Here is an 18736-nt window from a genome sequence, read left to right as displayed (position 1 = left end):
GCTGCATAACGCAGTCGTTCCATAATCAAGTCTAAATCTTAAAAGTTATTTAACGTCAGTTCGATATAACTTTGAGTAACTGAAATCGAACTGACGTAAACTTAGGTTCCTGTACAATTTTCAATGCCGTGCAGTAGGAATGCAACTATGTGTGGGTGCACTTGTTCAAACCGGTAGTAAAGTAAGTAGAATGATGTACCGGATTTGCTCAAATCTCCTACTAACTATTCAAATAGAAAAACCGCCTTCAGCCTTCAGTTCTTCACCAAAGTCCCTGTTCATCGGCGTTTGGGCCTGAAGGCACTCCTGAAAGCGAAAGTGTATAACTCCAGCTCCTTTTTGCCATATTTACTTTCAATAAAGGTTCTGTTGTTAACCAAACGAAGCCTGCATTTTATTGTAACAGAGCCTCTGTTTTACCTAAATACAGGCTCTATTTTATCCTAATACAGGCTCTGTTTTGTTCAGCCCACGTGGTAAATCTATATATAGCTCTACCGACAAACTTGAAAAAGCTGAAAGCGCTGAAAGCACTCCCCCTTGCCTACAGTACCTTCCTGCAAGGTATGATATTTTCCGGGTTCAGCCGCTATCTCCTTCTGGCAAAGCGTTTGCGGATAAAACTGAAACGGCTGAAAGCGGATTATAGCATGAAAATTCAATAAGAGGGTTTTGGCCGTTTTTGGATGCAGATTGTTGAATCTTTAATTCATTTCCGCACAATATTTTGAATGAAACCGTGCAGAAATAAGCTAAATCCACCCGGCATTGAAATTAACTTTGGTGTGACTGTTCTGGTTTCCATGTGAGAATATGGATAAAAACATCTGTAAGTCAGTATGGCGGCATCCCCGGCGGATGGGAGTATAAAAGGCAGTTTACCGTTGAAATCTGTCCTTTGGTCGATTCTATTTGGGATAAAGGAGTGCCAGTCCTACCTTTGTCCTGCTAATTTGAATCAATGAAGCATGAGGAGACTGCATAAACAACAATTGCTGGAGCAGGGCATTTATGGAGCCATTTGGGTTGTAATATACCTTCTTCCTTTGGTAGGTGGATACTTTGCTGTGAGTGGCGGACTTGAAAGAGAAGAAATCCGCATGATTATTCGCGACTCATGGTTGGGGATCTTTCCTTTCTTCATGCTCTTTTTGTTGAACAATTACGGACTGGTTCCTTATTTCCTTTTTAAGAAAAAATACGGGCAGTATTTTGTTGCATTGTTTTTGTTGATAATTGTTGCCTGCTGGTGCGTTCCGCCCCCTTCTATGGAACGCTTTACGAAAGACTTCAAGCATGAGAGCTTGCATCATGACGTGAAAGAAATCTTAAGGGATCGGATTATTAAGATGAGGGAGCAGAGTAGGGAGGAGGGAGAGACATCTTGGAACGAGGCTGAGCGTGAAAAGCTACCTATGGAAATGGAAAGCTCTAAAGGCAGTTACAACGTTTTTCTCAAACGGGAACCTCTTCTTTATCCCCCCTTGGGTATTCATCACCTCATTCATTTCGCCATTGCTTTTCTGATGGTAGGTTTCAATATTGCCATCAAACTTTTCTTTAAGTCTTTCCGCGATGAAGAGATGCTGAAAGAGCTCGAACATCAGCGTTTGCAGTCCGAATTGCAGTACCTCAAATATCAAATCAACCCTCATTTTTTCATGAATACGCTCAATAATATTCATGCATTGGTGGACATTGATACGGGGAAAGCGAAAAACACGATTGTCGAACTCTCTAAATTGATGCGCTATGTGCTGTATGAAGCGAGCAATAAAACCACCCTGCTTTCACGTGAGGTGCAGTTTCTCGAAAACTATGTCGGCTTGATGAGTCTGCGCTATACCAACAACGTTTTTATCAAGATGAACTTCCCTGCCGAAGTGCCCGAAGTAGAGATTCCCCCTTTGCTCTTTATCTCTTTTGTAGAGAATGCCTTCAAGCATGGTGTCAGTTACCGGAATGAGTCTTTCATTCGTGTCCTTGTACAGTGGGAAGAAGAAAACCGGCTGTCTTTCCGTTGCACGAACAGTAACAACGGCTCGTCGGATGAACAGCATCACGGTATCGGGCTCGAGAACATCCGGAAGCGTCTGCGGCTACTGTTCGGCAATGATTATACACTTTCCATTACGGACGAAAAGCAAACTTTTGATGTGTTACTTATTATACCTTTATTATAATGAAATGTTTAGCAATAGATGACGAACCATTGGCATTGGCACAAATCTCGGATTATATATCCCGTGTCCCCTTTTTGTCTTTAGTGAAATCCTGCCAGGATGCTTTCGAAGCAATGAAGGTATTGGCGGAAGAAGAAGTAGACCTGATATTCGTGGATATCCATATGCCCGATTTGAACGGACTGGACTTTGTACGGTCGCTGATTAGTCCGCCATTGGTTATTTTCACTACTGCCTATTCGGAATATGCGGTAGACGGCTTTAAACTGGATGCCGTGGATTATCTGTTGAAACCGTTCGAGTTTCAGGATTTGCTGAAGGCGGCGGACAAAGCCCGCAAACAGTTTGAATACCGGTTACTGGAACAGCAGGGAGAATTGGGGAACGTTTCGCAGATAAAAGGGGACTCGCTGTTTGTGAAGAGCGATTATAAGGTAATCCGCATCGATGTGAACAATATCCGCTATATAGAAGGTATGAGTGAATACGTGCGTATCTTTGTAGAAGGAGAGGAGAGAGCGGTTATCACGCTTGCCAGCCTCCAGAAAATGGAAGAACGGCTTCCCACGCATTTCATGCGGGTTCACCGTTCTTATATTGTCAATCTTCGAAAGATTACCGAAATTTCCCGTCTCCGTATTATCTTCGATAAGAATACTTATATTCCTGTCAGTGATAATTATAAGGATAAATTCACCGAATATATCGGAAAACTGAGCCGCCTTTCTTAAGAAACAGTATCTTTCTTGATAAGGATATTATTTATTTGATACCCAACTTCTTGGCGATTTCCTTTGGAAGCGCATCTTTGTGTACCAGAATATTCATAGTCTTGTAGGCTACGAATGCTTTGGAAGCATACCAGATACCGTTGTATTTGCCGGATTTGCCCCAAGAGTTCTTCACCATGAAGTATTCTTTTCCGTTCTGGTCTTTAGCGATACCGTAGATAATCATTCCGTGGTCATCTGTTGTTTCCCAATTGTCGAAAGCAACCTGACGCATTTCCTGGGTAATATCCTTTTCCGGGAAAGGTTTGGTGAACAATTCTCTGCGCTTGTCGGCGGCAGTCAGACCAGTCCATCGAGCCATGTCCGAACCAGACAGTTCCGATTCTTTTGCAGCGTCCGGCATAACGGCGATACCATCGCGTGAAAATCCTTGTTCGCTGACGTCGCTACCCCATGCGAAAGTATAACCTTTCTTTACTGCATTGTCCATTACAGCCATCAGTTCATCGATTGGCAGGTTGTAAGACAAACCGTTGCGCCAGTTATCTTGAATTTCGATAGCGAATTGGGAATAGAACGGATGATGCGTATAAGAGGTCAGTGATACGTAATCGTCAGGATTCAATTCCAATGATTCAGCAAAGGACTTCGGAGTATATTCCTTACCTTTGTAAGTGAAGTTTTCGGGACATTTTCCTAGATATGTGTCGTAAATGGCTGCCAGACCATTCTTCCATACCGGAGTCAGTTTACTTAGTTTACCTTTGGCGATAGCATTAATGTAGCCGGAAGCAACAGCGTCCAATTCGTTGTGTACCGGCAGAGTATCGCCGTACATGATTCCCGGCATTACTTCCTGCGGAACGATACCGTAATTCTTGATACAGTACATTACATCATAGAAACTTCCGCCCGGAGAGAAAGAGCTGTCACCGTGGTAGCGTACATAGTTCACTCCGCGATCCTGCATTGTTTTGTGTACTACAAACATTTCGGCCAGGTCATATTCGCCTTTGCCCATACGGAGTAATTCCGACTCTACGAATCCGAGAGTGGAGAAACTCCAACACGTACTCGAACGGTTCTGGTTCTTGATAGAAGTAATAGGGTTTTCTTTCACTGTCGTGAAAACGAAGCCCTTTTCGGGTTTTGCGTCTTGTGCCATTGTACTTAGGCTGAATAAGCCTAGAACAGCGATAAGGATACTCTTTTTCATTCTTATGACATTAATATTAAATTTGTTTTGGTTACAAAGATAGAGAATCCTTGGGGTAATTCCATATTCCTGTATACAATTTGCATAAAAAAAGAATAAAAAATAGTGTATATTCTATTATTTATTTTATTTTAATTCCGAGATTCTTTAAATCATGACAGGTAACAGTATAGTTTTCTCCGGTTTTCATGCGTCTCATGACTAATTGCCCTACCTTTTGGGCATCCTCTTTTTCCATGAAAGGCTTTTTCCCCGAAATGGCGGGAATAAAAGGCTGGAATATAGTGATATGGTTGTTGTGGGATATTTGATAACCGTATCCTCCGTTTACTTTGATTATTTCGATCGAATAATGCGTGTCGGAGGTGGCTGCTATGGAAAACGCCAGGCAAATGGCAGCTGTTAATATTCCTGCAATAAAGAGTCGGATGCTGTTTTTCTTAGTCATCTTCTTCCCATTCATACGGATGTAATTCCCAAGTGTCGTCATAATAGTATCCACTGCTTCCTCCGGTAGTTATAATACCCCGTTTGCCGGTAGAGAAACAAATCGCTTTTGTACGTGCACTTCCTTCGAAAGGGGTATAGTTAAAATCATCTTCCGTGTCACTACTACGCCATAAATCTGTGTCGGGATCATATATCCAGTAGTTATTTCGTAGGCTTGAACCGGATGTCTGCCCTAAAGTGATATAAGCTTGGCCGTCTATGACAAAAGCGCAGCCGTATGTTCGGGTGATTGAATTATAATCATCATCATAATCATCACTGCTGTCATCTTTGATTTCGCGGAGACGGGTCCATTTGTTTTCTTCACTCTTGCTGGGATCGAATTTCCAGAAGTCGGTAACATTCTGACCATTGTTGGTTCCTCCTACGATGTATGCTACATTGTCGATGATAAAGGACAAGCCGCCGGTTCTTTTCTGACCGCCGAATCCGTTTACTATGCTCCACTGGCTGCCGGAAGGGGCTGTCGGGTCGAAACGATAAAAATCCTTTGTCTGTTTATCGTCTTTGGATTGTCCGGTTCCCACATAACCATAGTTGCCGATAGTGAAGGCTATTGCATTCATTCGTGCATCTCCGGGATAATCATCCATTTGTCTCCATTCATTTGTTGCCGGGTCATATTCCCATGTGTCTTTTAGATATGCGTATCCTCCGGTATGCATCGGATCATTATCTTTATATACGGTGTATCCGGTGGTCACATATCCTTTCGAGCCTACTGCGAATCCGGCAGCGCCATTCCGGGCTGCTGCATCGTCGGGCATATCTCTACATTGTGTCCACCAGTCATTGTCAATATTATATTCCCAACAGTCTTTTTCCCGTTGCTCTTTTCCCCGATATCCTCCGCATAAGTATCCCCGGTTACCTATCACAAATCCGGCAGCATCCTCTCTTGCCCTTCCGTCGAAATCGGAACGGCGATACCACACTCCTAATGTGTCATCATCATCATCCGAACATGAGAAAATTGATAGCATAGCTACCGATACTAATAATAGTTGTAGTTTTTTCATTATTTCCATTCGTTTTATTATATTTTAAACTTGGCGCAAATGTAGCTATCAATGCATTTGGAGAAAAAAGTTATCGACAAACAGCTTTATTTCCTCTATCTAAAAAATGTGAGTCTATAAATAGCGGGTAATAGTCGATAAATTTTGGGGATATTTTCCTAAAGAGGTTCCTTTGTTACTCAAAAATAAGATTCGTTATGAGACTATTTATTACACTTTTTTATTCTTTACTGTTGTCTTGTATCCTATTCTCTTGCAGGGATGAATCCTCTTCCATTGGGACTAAATGGGTGGATAGTTCTTTTATGAATGCTGTGACAGATACGTGTACAGTAACGTTAAGTACTTTGCTAAGTGACTCTCTGGCAACCTCGGGAGATACGGTTTGCCAGATCGGGCGGTATAAAGACAATCTATATGGAGAAATTAAGACTTCGTTTTATGCGGAATATGAAGTACCTTCTCATTCTCTTAATGAAACAACTGAATATCAGTTTGACTCTATTACTTTCAAATGGTATTCTTCAGGGAATTATCTGGGTGATACACTGGTTTATCATCGTATTGAGTTGTTTAGTTTGTCACAAGGAATCTCTTTGGAAGATAACGGTTACCTTTTTAATAAGACCAATGTTAATTATAACCGGGATAATCTTCTTGCTGTTCTTTCTATACGTCCTACTCCCGGACATCGTAACGAGATGCATGAATTACGCCTGCCTGACGAATGGGGGAGAAAATGGTTTAACCTGATGTTGGAAGATGAAGCATGCATGGAATCGCAGGAGCGTTTCCGCGCTTTTTTTAAAGGAATAGCTTTTATACCCGATGAAAATGGGACGTGCATTAACGGATTTCAGGTAAATGATTCCAGTCTTTGCCTGACTCTTTATTACCACGAACTCAAGGAGAAGCCTACGGAACAGACTTTGGTGTTTAAGGCCAGCAGCTCATTGAATTATACAAAGGTGGAACACGACCGTACCGGGACTCCCATAGAATCTCTCAGAGCCGGTACTGATTATAATCTTTTTTCCTCCGAAAGTGAGCACCAGGTATATCTGCAAGGATTGACCGGCATGTATATCAATTTCGAATTTCCATATCTGAATAATTTGAACCAGAAAGGGAGACTTGTTTCCATTGAAAGTGCGTTACTTAAACTCTATCCTATAAAAGGTACTTATAACGGGAAATATCCGTTGCCGAAATCGTTGACTCTCTATACGGCAGACCAGAACAATTCAACCCAAAGTGTCATAACGGACCTTTCCGGAAATTCCGTACAAACAGGAAATCTGGTAGAAGACAATGTCTATTATGAGGATACTCATTATTCATTTGATATTACCTCGTTCATTCGGAATAACCTGGGGACAGCAGGACAGAGCCGCGAAAAATTACAGTTGTTTCTCTCCGACAATGATTTTTATAACACTGTTCAGGGAGTCGTTTTCGGAGATAGTAAACACCTCGTGAATGACCATAATAATGTATCTCTCACCATTTATTACAAGACATATACGAAATGAAAAGAAAAGTTTTATCTATCTTCATATTAGGTGTAAACTTATTGAATCTTACTGCTCAAAACATGACGAACTCTCCGGCTTCTATGTTCGGACTGGGTGAATTGTCTACCGGAGAAGGAGGAGTTTATTCCGGTATGGGGGGAGTGGGTATCGCATTGCGGGGAGAAAATGTTTATAATAGTGCGAACCCGGCTTCTCTGACAGGATTGATGCCGCAGTATTTTTTCTTCGATTTGGGAGTTAGCGGATCATATGAAAGGTATTCACAGTCCGGTGCAAACAATCATTCTTTTAATGGCAATCTTAATAATTGGGGTATCGGGTTTCGTATTGTTCCCCGGTGGTATGGGGCTATTTTTATGGCTCCTGTCTGTAGTGTGGGGTATGCCATATCGCTCGATCAGGATGTGGCGGGTACGAATGGCGAGACTGTGACTTCACTTTTTCAAGGGGAAGGCGGATTATCCAAAGTTGGAATCAGCGTTGCTCATCAGTTGTGGAAAGGACTTTCGCTGGGAGCTAACTTTTCTTATGTGGGCGGTACTGTTACGCAATCGGAGAGTCAGGGAAGTGCTACGGAAACAAACAGTTCGTATAAACATACGGTGTATGCTGATTTCGGATTACAGTATATTTATGAGATAGAGCGTGACCGTTCGTTGGTAGCGGGTGCTGTATATGGATATTCCCAGGATTTGCTTCAAGACAACGATCATTCGGTAAGTAGTAGCAGTAGTAGTGGGAGTATTACAGAAAAAGGTAAGAAGTATCATACCTGCTTACCGCAGTTTTTCGGAGTAGGGGTATCTTATAATACGTTGCGTTGGATGGCTTCCGCCGATTATAAGTTTGTTGACTGGAGTCGGTTGGAGTCTTCTCGTTCTAGTGTTAGTTTTCGTAACCAGCACCGTTTGATGTTGGGGGGAAGTTATACATTAGGGAATCCCTATCGGAAACCTGTACGTCTGTTGCTCGGGGCAGGAATAGGGAATTCGTATATTTCTATTCAGAAAAAGACGACCACTAATTATTATCTCAGTACCGGAATTAATTTTGAATACCGTAACCGCAGTACGCTTTCGTTAGGGGTAAAATATACAGATCAAATTAAGGTAAGTCCGGGGAGGTTTCAAGGACAGAAACTGGCTTTCTTTCTGAATATCACTTTCTCGGAAAAGACTTACAGAGCTAAATTAAAATAGATAATAGTATAAGAGTGTGTTATATGCCTAAATATAAAGATTTACCCCTGCCACAGATAGCTATAGCAGGGGTGATTTCCTCAAAAAGGGAATTTTGACACACCCTTCTTCTTTATCATTTATTGCCTTTAGATGCTACTACATAATCTTCTTTGATAAACTCATCATACACACGTTTCGTGTGATCGAATGGTGCGGTTCCATTCTTTTGTTCATTAAAGTTTTTTCGGCGGAATTGTTTCAGTTTCAGGTTATCTTCTGCATATTCTTTCAATTTCTTATGCTCATTTCCATAGAGTGAACTTTCAGTTACGTCAGAATTGAGCAAGCCTTCTTTAGGAGTAATCGGTCTTCATCTTTATATTCACCTGTATAGTCCGTATGGTCGCAACGTTCGTACCAAGGTTCGATACATAAGAAAGTCATTATTCTTGCGATGAGAAAAATAATGTATAAAACCCTATAAAATAGCGTTCTATGTAACAAATGTTATAAGCTTTGAAACATTTGTTTTAGTCGATTGACATAAATCAACCGTAATTTGCATCATCGATAAAGATAAAATTCGTACTTTTAATTTAATAACATCAAACTAATGCTTAGTATTATGGAGAACAAAAAACTTCTTTGCAGCGTTTGTTTCCTGTTTGCTTTCATGTCAACCCTTTGGGGACAAAACATTACGGTGAAAGGAAACGTTACTTCAAAGACTGATGGGCAACCGATTATTGGTGCTTCTGTCGTGCAAAACGATTCTAAGTCAATTGGAACTATTACCGATTTAGACGGTAACTTCACCCTTTCGGTTCCGGTTCATTCTTATTTAAAGATTACGTATATTGGTTATAAACCGGTGACCGTAAAATCGGCTGCTATCGTTAATGTATTATTGGAAGAAGATACTCAAATGGTAGATGAAGTGGTCGTAACAGGTTATACCACTCAGCGTAAAGCCGACTTGACCGGTGCTGTTTCTGTAGTGAAAGTTGACGAAATTCAAAAGCAGGGGGAAAACAACCCGGTGAAAGCGCTCCAAGGTCGTGTGCCCGGTATGAACATTATAGCGGATGGAAATCCGAGCGGATCGGCTACCGTGCGTATTCGCGGTATAGGTACACTGAACAACAATGATCCTCTTTATATCATCGATGGAGTTCCAACCAAAGCCGGCATGCACGAATTGAACGGGAACGACATAGAATCTATTCAAGTACTGAAAGATGCAGCTTCGGCATCTATCTACGGTTCGCGTGCCGCAAATGGTGTTATCATCATAACTACCAAACAAGGTAAGAAGGGTCAGATCAAAATCAACTTTGATGCTTCGGTTTCAGCTTCCATGTATCAAAGTAAAATGGATGTGTTGAATACGGAACAGTACGGACGTGCCATGTGGCAAGCTTATGTAAACGATGGTGAGAATCCGAATGGTAATGCTTTGGGATATAACTATAATTGGGGCTACGATGGCAATGGAAATCCTGTACTGTACGGTATGACTCTTTCCAAATACCTGGATTCAAAGAACACAATGCCTGTGGCAGATACCGACTGGTTTGATGAAATCACCCGTACAGGTGTCATCCAACAATATAATCTTTCTGTCAGCAACGGTTCGGAGAAAGGCTCTTCCTTCTTTTCTTTGGGATATTACAAAAACTTGGGTGTAATCAAAGATACGGATTTCGACCGTTTCTCCGCCCGTATGAACAGCGATTACAAATTAATAGATGATATATTGACCATCGGCCAGCATTTCACTTTAAACCGTACTTCGGAAGTACAAGCTCCCGGTGGAATTATCGAAACAGCTTTAGACATTCCTTCCGCTATCCCTGTTTATGCTTCGGATGGTTCATGGGGAGGACCGGTAGGTGGATGGCCGGACCGTCGTAACCCTCGCGCGGTACTCGAATACAACAAAGATAACCGATATACTTATTGGCGTATGTTCGGTGATGCTTATGTGAATCTAAGCCTCTTCAAAGGATTCAATGTCCGCTCTACTTTTGGTTTGGACTATGCTAACAAGCAAGCCCGTTATTTTACCTATCCTTATCAGGGAAGGAACACAGACTAACAACGGCAAGAGCGCCGTAGAAGCCAAACAGGAGCACTGGACCAAATGGATGTGGAATGCCATTGCTACCTACCAGTTGGAAATAGGTAAACATCGTGGAGATATTATGGTAGGTATGGAACTGAATCGGGAAGACGACAGTCATTTCTCCGGATATAAAGAGGACTTCTCTATTCTTACTCCCGACTATATGTGGCCCGATGCAGGTAGCGGCACGGCACAGGCTTACGGTGCAGGTGAAGGTTACTCGCTTGTCTCTTTCTTCGGTAAAATGAACTATTCTTATGCTGACAAATATCTGCTTTCATTGACTCTCCGTCGTGACGGCTCTTCTCGCTTCGGTAAAAAACATCGTTATGCCACTTTCCCTTCCGTTTCTTTGGGGTGGCGCATTACACAGGAAAGTTTTATGAAGGGACTGACTTGGCTTGATGATCTGAAACTGCGTGCTTCATGGGGACAGACCGGTAATCAGGAGATCTCCAATCTTGCCCGTTACACTATCTACGCTCCCAATTATGGAACAACGGATTCATTTGGTGGTCAAAGTTATGGTACGGCATATGATATTACAGGTTCTAACGGAGGTGCTACTCTGCCTTCCGGATTCAAACGCAACCAGATCGGCAATGATAATATCAAGTGGGAGACAACTACACAGACCAATGTCGGTATTGACTTCAGTCTGTTTAAGCAATCTTTGTATGGCTCATTGGAATACTACTACAAGAAAACAACCGATATCCTGACTGAAATGGCAGGTGTGGGAGTCTTGGGGGAAGGGGGTAGTCGTTGGATTAATTCAGGTGCAATGAAAAACCAGGGTTTTGAATTCAACTTAGGCTACCGCAATAAAACGGCCTTCGGACTGATTTACGATTTGAATGGAAACATTTCCACTTACCGGAATGAGATTCTTGAATTACCGGAGACAGTGGCTGCTAATGGGAAGTTTGGAGGTAATGGAGTAAAGAGTGTAGTGGGCCATACGTATGGTGCGCAAGTAGGCTACATTGCCGACGGTATTTTTAAGTCACAAGAGGAAGTTGACAATCACGCTACGCAAGAAGGTGCGGCTATGGGTCGTATCCGCTACCGTGACATTGATCATAACGGAGTGATTGATGAAAAAGATCAGGAATGGATTTACGATCCGACTCCTGCTTTCAGCTATGGATTGAATATCTATTTGGAATATAAGAATTTGGATCTGACTATGTTCTGGCAAGGCGTTCAAGGAGTAGATATCATCAGCGACGTGAAGAAGAAAAGTGACTTCTGGAGTGCATCCAACGTCGGCTTCCTGAACAAAGGAACCCGCCTGCTCAATGCCTGGTCGCCTACTAATCCTAACTCTACTATTCCGGCATTGACCCGTAGCGATACAAACAATGAACAGCGTGTCTCTACTTACTTTGTTGAAAACGGCTCTTTCCTGAAACTGCGTAATATCCAATTAGGCTATACGGTTCCGGCAGTAATTTCCAAGAAGTTGAGAATGGAACGTTTACGCTTCTATTGCAGTGCACAAAACCTGTTGACGATAAAGAGTAAAAACTTTACGGGAGAAGATCCGGAGAACCCGAACTTCTCTTATCCGATTCCTGTGAATATCACTTTCGGACTTAACATCGGATTTTAATTCACTTTATTTATAAAACGAACTATCATGAAAAATAGATTATACATAGCAGCCATCGGATTTATCTTGCTGACGAGCAGTTGCAACGATTTCCTGGATCGTCAGGTTCCGCAGGGTATTGTGACCGGTGATCAGATCGCTTCTCCCGAATACGTGGACAATCTCGTGATTTCAGCCTATGCCATTTGGGCAACAGGTGATGACATCAACTCTTCTTTCTCGCTTTGGAATTATGACGTACGTTCTGACGATTGTTATAAAGGTGGTTCCGGTACGGAAGACGGTGGTGTATTCAACGCACTGGAAATTTCTAAAGGTATCAACACTACCGACTGGAACATCAACGATATATGGAAAAGACTGTATCAATGCATCACCCGTGCCAATACAGCTTTGCAGTCACTCGATCAGGTGGATGAAAAGATTTATCCGCTGAAGAACCAGCGTATTGCTGAAATGAGATTCCTGCGCGGACATGCTCACTTCATGTTGAAGCAACTGTTTAAAAAGATCGTTATAGTAGACGATGAAAACATGGAACCGGATGCTTACAACGAACTTTCGAATACTACTTATACCAATAACGAACAATGGCAAAAGATAGCAGATGACTTCCAGTTTGCCTATGATAATCTGCCGGAAGTGCAAATGGAGAAAGGGCGTCCCACACAAGCTGCCGCTGCCGCTTATCTGGCAAAGACTTACTTATATAAGGCTTATCGCCAGGATGGAGTGAACAATAATCTTACCAGCATCAACGAAGAAGACCTGAAACAGGTAGTGAAATATACCGATCCTCTCATCATGGCTAAAGCCGGTTACGGATTGGAAAATGATTATAGCATGAACTTCCTGCCTCAATACGAAAATGGCGTAGAGTCTGTATGGGCGATTCAATATTCTATCAACGATGGAACATATAACGGTAACCTGAACTGGGGAATGGGACTGACAACTCCGCAGATACTCGGTTGCTGTGACTTCCACAAACCAAGTCAGAATCTGGTAAATGCTTTCAAAACCGACTCGCAAGGGAAACCGTTGTTCAGCACATACGATAATGAAAACTACGAAGTTACCACAGACAATGTAGATCCTCGTTTATTTCACACGGTAGGCATGCCGGGCTTCCCTTATAAATACAACGAAGGCTACATGATTCAGAAGAATGATGACTGGAGCCGTAGCAAGGGACTTTACGGGTATTATGTTTCGCTTAAAGAGAATGTAGATCCGGACTGTGACTGTTTGAAGAAAGGTTCTTATTGGGCAAGTTCTCTGAATCATATCGTTATCCGTTATGCAGATGTATTGCTGATGCGTGCCGAGGCCCTGATACAGTTGAACGACGGACGTATTGCCGATGCCATCTCACTCATCAATGATGTGCGCATTCGTGCAGCCGGAAGTACAATGCTGATCTTCAATTATAAAGAAGAGTACGGAGTAAACTTCAAAGTAACTCCTTATGAACAGAAAACTTATCCACAGAACGAAGCCATGAAAATGCTGAAATGGGAACGCCGTATGGAGTTCGGAATGGAAAGCTCACGCTTCTTTGACCTCGTAAGATGGGGAGAAGCCAAAGAGGTCATCAATGCTTATTATGTGACCGAAGCAGCCCGTTGTTCTATTTACAAGAATGCAGGTTTCACAGACAATAAGAACGAATATCTCCCTATTCCATTCGAACAGATCAGTGCCAGTAACGGGAATTATACGCAGAATTTCGGGTGGTAATCATCAATCTTAAAACAAAGAATAAAATGAAATCTATCATAAAACAACTCTATATCATCCTGTCGGTAGCTGTAGCATGCCTGATAGTTGCGGGATGTAGTGATGACTTTAAATCCAATCTTCGTCTGGACGGAGATGTATGGGTGAATTCGATCAAATTGGATGAATATGCAGGAACGATCGATTACCGGAATAAGACAATCGTAGTAGGAGTGCCTTACGATTATGATATTACCCGGATGGTCGTCAGCGAAATCAACCTTTCCGAAGGTGCTACAACGAGCATCGCTGTCGGTCAAACAATCGACTTTTCTCTTCCCGTATCTTTGATCGTGAAGAATGGTGACGTGCAAATGAGCTATACGATTACCGTAAAGAGGGATGAGGCGAAGATACTGACCTTTAAGTTGAATGATACTTATGTAGGAAAAGTAGACCAGTTATCTAAAACAATCTCCGTAGTTGTTCCGCTGACAGTGGATATCACCCAGTTGAAAGGTACGTTCACCGTAACGGAGGGAACCACCGTGACTCCGTCATCCGGCAGTATTCAGGACTTTACCAACCCTGTTACCTATACGGCAAGTTACCGTTCGGCAGTGACTCCTTATGTAGTAACAGTTACTCAAGGGAATGTGATTCCGACTGCTTTTATCGGCACAGCTTCTTCGGTGAGCCAACTTACAAGTCTGGAAGAAAAAACCGCTGCCCAGTGGATGATGGATAATGTATCAATGTCTGAATACATTTCATTTAAAGATGTGGTAGACGGAAAAGTGGATTTAGGTAAATATACTGCAATCTGGTGGCATTTCCATGCAGACAATGGTGATAATCCTCCTTTGCCGGACGATGCAAAAGCTGCCGTAGAGAAGTTTAAAGTCTACTATCAAAACGGTGGTAATCTTCTGTTGACCCGCTATGCAACTTTCTATATTAGGGACCTTAGCATTGCAAAAGACGAGCGTGTGCCGAACAACAGTTGGGGAGGAAACGAGGACTCACCCGAAATTACCTCTTCTCCGTGGAGCTTCCCGATTTTCGGTAACGAATCGCATCCATTGTTCCAACATTTAAGATGGAAAGATGGCGACAAATCGACAGTATATACTTGTGATGCCGGTTATGCGATAACCAATAGTACAGCACAATGGCATATCGGAACGGACTGGGGAGGTTATGCCGACTTGAACGAATGGCGTAACCTGACAGGAGGAATTGATGTGGCACGTGGAGGTGACGGTGCGGTAGTTATTGCCGAATTCGAGCCGCGCGCCAATAGCGGACGCACGATTTGTATCGGCTCCGGTTGTTACGACTGGTATAGTAAAGGTGTAGATGCTTCTGCCGACTACTACCACTACAACGTAGAGCAAATGACTCTGAATGCAATCAATTACTTATGTAAATAAAAGAATAAACAATGATTATGAAAAATATGATCTTACACATAGTATTAACCACGCTGTTGGTTTCAATGACCGCTTGTAGTGATGAGATAGATCCCGTATTGACTCAAAAAGACTGGGACGGTACCGCCACTTACTTCCAATCGACCGATGAGCATGGCTTCTCGATGTATTATAAACCGCAGGTAGGCTTTATCGGTGACCCGATGCCATTCTATGATCCGGTTGCCAAAGATTTTAAAGTGATGTATCTGCAAGATTATCGCCCGAACCCTGAAGCTACTTACCACCCCATTTTCGGGGTGGTCACCAAAGACGGTGCTACTTATGAATCTCTCGGCGAACTGATTCCATGCGGAGGTCGTGACGAGCAGGATGCCGCCATCGGTACAGGTAGTACCATCTATAATCCGGCTGATAAACTCTACTACACCTTCTACACCGGCAATAAATTTAAACCTTCTTCCGACCAGAATGCGCAAGTAGTCATGTTGGCCACCTCTCCCGACTTTAAAACGTGGACCAAGAACCGCACTTTCTATCTGAAAGGAGATACGTACGGCTATGACAAGAATGACTTCCGTGACCCGTTCCTGTTCCAGACCGAAGACGGTGTCTATCACATGTTGGTTGCCACTCGTAAAAACGGGAAAGGACACATTGCCGAATTTACTTCCGGTGACCTGAAAGAGTGGGAGTCTGCCGGAACGTTTATGACCATGATGTGGGACCGTTTCTATGAATGTCCGGATGTATTTAAGATGGGAGACTGGTGGTATCTGGTCTATTCGGAACAGGCTTCCTTCATGCGCAAGGTACAATACTTCAAAGGCAGAACACTCGAAGAACTGAAAGCAACCACCGCCAATGATGCCGGAATATGGCCGGACAATCGGGAGGGTATGCTGGACAGCCGTGCATTCTATGCGGGTAAGACTGCTTCTGATGGAACCCACCGTTACATCTGGGGATGGTGTCCTACCCGTGCCGGCAATGATAATGGAAATGTAGGAGATGCAGAACCCGAATGGGCCGGCAACTTGGTGGCACAACGCCTCATTCAGCATGAAGACGGTGTGTTGACCCTTGGAGTTCCGGAGGCAATCGACTGTAAATACACTTCTGCACAAGAAGTAAAAGTAATGGCTAAAGCTGGAAACGTAACAGAAAGTGGTAAAACCTATACGTTGGCCGAAGGGGCTTCCGTCATCTTCAACCGATTGAAAGTGCACAACAAGATTTCCTTTACTGTAAAAGCATCCTCGAATACAGATCGTTTTGGAATCTCTTTTGTTCGTGGAACGGACTCCCAATCATGGTATAGCATCCACGTCAACGCTGACGAAGGTAAAGCCAATTTCGAGAAAGACGGTGAGAATGCCAAATACTTGTTTGATAACAAATTCAATATCCCGGCGGATAATGAATTCCGTGTGACGATTTACAGTGACCAGTCGGTTTGTGTGACCTACATCAATGAGCAGTTATCTTTTACGAACCGCATCTATCAAATGCAGAAGAATCCGTGGTCACTCAGCTGTTATAAAGGTGAAATCACTGTATCAGACATTCAAGTGAGCACGTATGAATAGAAAAGTAACATAACAATCTTAATACCATAAAGCATGAACTTAAGACTCTCTTCCAAGCAAATTCAAACCTTCGCAGTTTTGTTTTGTATGATTGTGATGAATATCTCTCTATCCGCCCGTGCGGACAACTCTCCTCTATTCATTAAAGATTTAGGAGAAGGATATTGTCTTGTACGCGTCAATACCAACCAAAAGTATCTGTTATTGCCCGTAGAAGATGCATCGCCCGATGTACGTATCAGCATGATTGTCAATAATAAAGAGGTAAAGAACTTCGATGTCCGTCTGGCCATCCATAAAGTCGATTACTTTGTTCCGGTAGACCTTTCCGATTATTCCGGCAAACGAATCTCTTTCAAATTTAAAATGAATTCCAACGACCCCGTGCGTGTCAACCTTTCACCGGACAATACTGCTTGCTGCAAGGAGATGAAATTGTCCGATACGTTTGATACAAGTAACCGTGAAAAGTTCCGTCCCATTTATCACTTCTCTCCCCTTTATGGATGGATGAACGACCCAAATGGAATGGTATATAAAGATGGTGAATATCACCTTTTCTATCAATACAACCCTTACGGTTCCAAATGGGGAAATATGAACTGGGGACATGCCGTCAGCAAAGATCTCGTAAACTGGGGACATCTCCCCGTAGCAATCGCCCCGGATGCACTCGGCACTATCTTCAGCGGATCCGCTGTGATAGACCATCACAATACCGCTGGTTTCGGTGCAGGTGCCATTGTCGCCATCTATACACAAAACAGCGACCGTCAGGTACAAAGCATTGCGTACAGTACAGACAATGGACGTACTTTCACCAAATACGAAAACAATCCCGTATTGGTATCCGAAGCACGTGACTTCCGCGACCCGAAAGTATTCTGGCATGAAGGCACCCAACGCTGGATCATGGTATTGGCAGTAGGACAGGAAATGCAATTCTTCTCTTCTCCCAACCTGAAAGACTGGACATTTGAAAGTAGCTTTGGCAAAGGACATGGCGCACACGGAAACGTTTGGGAATGTCCCGACTTATTCGAACTTCCGGTAGAAGGAACGAATGAAAAGAAATGGGTACTGCTTTGCAGCCTAGGCGACGGTCCTTTCGGTGATTCGGCTACTCAATACTTTGTCGGAACATTTAACGGAAAAGAATTTGTAAACGAATCGCCTTCCAAAACCAAATGGATGGACTGGGGAAAAGACCATTACGCCACTGTGACTTGGAGTGATGCCCCCAGCAACCGTCGTATCGCTATCGCATGGATGAGCAACTGGCAATATGCAAATGATGTTCCTACTTCTCAATACCGTAGCTCAAACTCCGTTCCCCGCGACTTGAGCCTGTTTACCATAGACGGTGAGACTTACCTTCAATCGGCTCCCTCTCCCGAGCTGCTGGCTTTGCGCGATGTTTCCCAGAAACGCTCGTTCAAAGTGAACGGAACACGCACAATCAAAGAGATGATTGCCGGCAATGACGGTGCATACGAAATAGAACTGACAATCGAAAATCAACATGCGGATCTAATTGGCTTCCGTCTCTACAATGACAAAGGCGAAGAAGTGGATATGCAGTATGACATGAAAGAAAAGAAATTCTCGATGGATCGGCGCAAGAGCGGAGAAGTCAGTTTCAATGAAAATTTCCCGATGCTGACCTGGACGACTATTGAAAGCGGAAAAGGAGTGTTAAAACTTCGTCTGTTTGTTGACAAATCAAGCGTTGAGGCCTTTGGAGACGGTGGGCGCTTTGCAATGACCAATCAGATATTCCCTTCGGAACCTTACAATCATATCGACTTTTATAGTAAAGGAGGAGCTTATAAGGTAGACTCATTGGTGGTTTACAAGTTGAAGCCATAAGTCCGCTTTAT

12 protein-coding genes and 2 pseudogenes are annotated in these 18736 nt (G+C 43.0%); 10 read left to right on the top strand and 4 right to left on the bottom strand.

Going from position 1 to position 18736, the window contains the following annotated elements; translation table 11 throughout:
* Positions 1-506: 506 nt before the first annotated feature.
* The 3 genes from AB9N12_RS02520 to AB9N12_RS02510 all read left to right on the top strand — a co-directional run bounded on the left by AB9N12_RS02520 (position 507) and on the right by AB9N12_RS02510 (position 2914).
* Positions 507-665, top strand: a complete 159-nt coding sequence (locus AB9N12_RS02520) for a hypothetical protein (protein WP_369889415.1) — start codon at positions 507-509, stop codon at positions 663-665.
* A 303-nt stretch (positions 666-968) separates the two neighbouring features.
* Positions 969-2183, top strand: coding sequence for a sensor histidine kinase (locus AB9N12_RS02515; protein ID WP_369889413.1), 1215 nt, complete (start codon positions 969-971; stop codon positions 2181-2183).
* Positions 2183-2914 (top strand): LytR/AlgR family response regulator transcription factor, encoded by a 732-nt coding sequence (locus AB9N12_RS02510; RefSeq protein ID WP_369889411.1) that lies wholly within the window; start codon positions 2183-2185, stop codon positions 2912-2914. Before AB9N12_RS02515 ends, AB9N12_RS02510 begins: the two co-directional genes overlap by 1 nt.
* 31 nt (positions 2915-2945) lie before the next feature.
* Here the strand turns inward: AB9N12_RS02510 and AB9N12_RS02505 are convergent, their stop codons facing one another.
* The 3 genes from AB9N12_RS02505 to AB9N12_RS02495 form a co-directional block, all read right to left on the bottom strand.
* On the bottom strand, positions 2946-4130 hold the full coding sequence (locus AB9N12_RS02505; RefSeq protein WP_369889409.1) for an aminopeptidase C: 1185 nt from the start codon (positions 4128-4130) through the stop codon (positions 2946-2948).
* A gap of 121 nt (positions 4131-4251) precedes the next feature.
* Positions 4252-4578, bottom strand: a complete 327-nt coding sequence (locus AB9N12_RS02500) for a DUF4907 domain-containing protein (protein WP_369889407.1) — start codon at positions 4576-4578, stop codon at positions 4252-4254.
* Positions 4571-5659 (bottom strand): Kelch repeat-containing protein, encoded by a 1089-nt coding sequence (locus tag AB9N12_RS02495; RefSeq protein WP_369889405.1) that lies wholly within the window; start codon positions 5657-5659, stop codon positions 4571-4573. The genes AB9N12_RS02500 and AB9N12_RS02495 overlap by 8 nt, the downstream gene beginning before the upstream one ends.
* Positions 5660-5856: 197 nt before the next feature.
* Between AB9N12_RS02495 and AB9N12_RS02490 the strand changes: the two genes are divergently transcribed.
* A complete protein-coding gene (locus tag AB9N12_RS02490; RefSeq protein ID WP_369889403.1) occupies positions 5857-7191 on the top strand; it encodes a DUF4270 family protein in 1335 nt (444 codons plus the stop codon).
* Entirely contained in the window at positions 7188-8393 is a 1206-nt protein-coding gene (locus AB9N12_RS02485) for a hypothetical protein (protein ID WP_369889401.1), read from the top strand. Before AB9N12_RS02490 ends, AB9N12_RS02485 begins: the two co-directional genes overlap by 4 nt.
* Before the next feature lie 115 nt (positions 8394-8508).
* Here AB9N12_RS02485 and AB9N12_RS02480 read toward each other — a convergent pair.
* Positions 8509-8739, bottom strand: a pseudogene (locus AB9N12_RS02480) (hypothetical protein); the annotation flags it as partial.
* A 261-nt stretch (positions 8740-9000) separates the two neighbouring features.
* On the opposite strand from AB9N12_RS02480, the pseudogene AB9N12_RS02475 reads away from it, so the two are divergent.
* From AB9N12_RS02475 to AB9N12_RS02455, 5 genes and pseudogenes are all read left to right on the top strand, one after another.
* Positions 9001-12115: pseudogene (locus tag AB9N12_RS02475) on the top strand (SusC/RagA family TonB-linked outer membrane protein).
* 27 nt (positions 12116-12142) lie between these two features.
* Positions 12143-13855 carry a RagB/SusD family nutrient uptake outer membrane protein gene (locus tag AB9N12_RS02470; RefSeq protein ID WP_369889400.1) on the top strand — a complete coding sequence of 571 codons (1713 nt, stop codon included), beginning with the start codon at positions 12143-12145 and terminating at the stop codon, positions 13853-13855.
* A 26-nt stretch (positions 13856-13881) separates the two neighbouring features.
* Complete coding sequence (locus AB9N12_RS02465) at positions 13882-15267, top strand: DUF4960 domain-containing protein (RefSeq protein ID WP_369889398.1); 1386 nt, start codon at positions 13882-13884, stop codon at positions 15265-15267.
* Positions 15268-15284: 17 nt separating this feature from the next.
* Positions 15285-16856, top strand: coding sequence for a glycoside hydrolase domain-containing protein (locus tag AB9N12_RS02460; protein WP_369889396.1), 1572 nt, complete (start codon positions 15285-15287; stop codon positions 16854-16856).
* Positions 16857-16889: 33 nt separating this feature from the next.
* Positions 16890-18725 carry a DUF4980 domain-containing protein gene (locus AB9N12_RS02455; RefSeq protein ID WP_369889395.1) on the top strand — a complete coding sequence of 612 codons (1836 nt, stop codon included), beginning with the start codon at positions 16890-16892 and terminating at the stop codon, positions 18723-18725.
* Positions 18726-18736: the final 11 nt, after the last annotated feature.

This window comes from Bacteroides sp. AN502(2024) (assembly GCF_041227145.1).
Taxonomy (GTDB): Bacteria; Bacteroidota; Bacteroidia; order Bacteroidales; family Bacteroidaceae; genus Bacteroides.
Note: the sequence above shows the minus strand (reverse complement) of the source record. Positions and strands in the feature narration are given on the sequence as shown.

Excerpts from the sequence above, each read along its gene's own strand:
- AB9N12_RS02510 (WP_369889411.1), top strand. The coding sequence starts at position 2,183 with ATGAAATGTTTAGCAATAGATGACGAACCATTGGCATTGGCACAAATC.
- AB9N12_RS02485 (WP_369889401.1), top strand. The coding sequence starts at position 7,188 with ATGAAAAGAAAAGTTTTATCTATCTTCATATTAGGTGTAAACTTATTG.
- AB9N12_RS02505 (WP_369889409.1), bottom strand. The coding sequence starts at position 4,130 with ATGAAAAAGAGTATCCTTATCGCTGTTCTAGGCTTATTCAGCCTAAGT.
- AB9N12_RS02455 (WP_369889395.1), top strand. The coding sequence starts at position 16,890 with ATGAACTTAAGACTCTCTTCCAAGCAAATTCAAACCTTCGCAGTTTTG.
- AB9N12_RS02490 (WP_369889403.1), top strand. The coding sequence starts at position 5,857 with ATGAGACTATTTATTACACTTTTTTATTCTTTACTGTTGTCTTGTATC.
- AB9N12_RS02495 (WP_369889405.1), bottom strand. The coding sequence starts at position 5,659 with ATGAAAAAACTACAACTATTATTAGTATCGGTAGCTATGCTATCAATT.
- AB9N12_RS02500 (WP_369889407.1), bottom strand. The coding sequence starts at position 4,578 with ATGACTAAGAAAAACAGCATCCGACTCTTTATTGCAGGAATATTAACA.
- AB9N12_RS02515 (WP_369889413.1), top strand. The coding sequence starts at position 969 with ATGAGGAGACTGCATAAACAACAATTGCTGGAGCAGGGCATTTATGGA.
- AB9N12_RS02470 (WP_369889400.1), top strand. The coding sequence starts at position 12,143 with ATGAAAAATAGATTATACATAGCAGCCATCGGATTTATCTTGCTGACG.
- AB9N12_RS02465 (WP_369889398.1), top strand. The coding sequence starts at position 13,882 with ATGAAATCTATCATAAAACAACTCTATATCATCCTGTCGGTAGCTGTA.
- AB9N12_RS02460 (WP_369889396.1), top strand. The coding sequence starts at position 15,285 with ATGAAAAATATGATCTTACACATAGTATTAACCACGCTGTTGGTTTCA.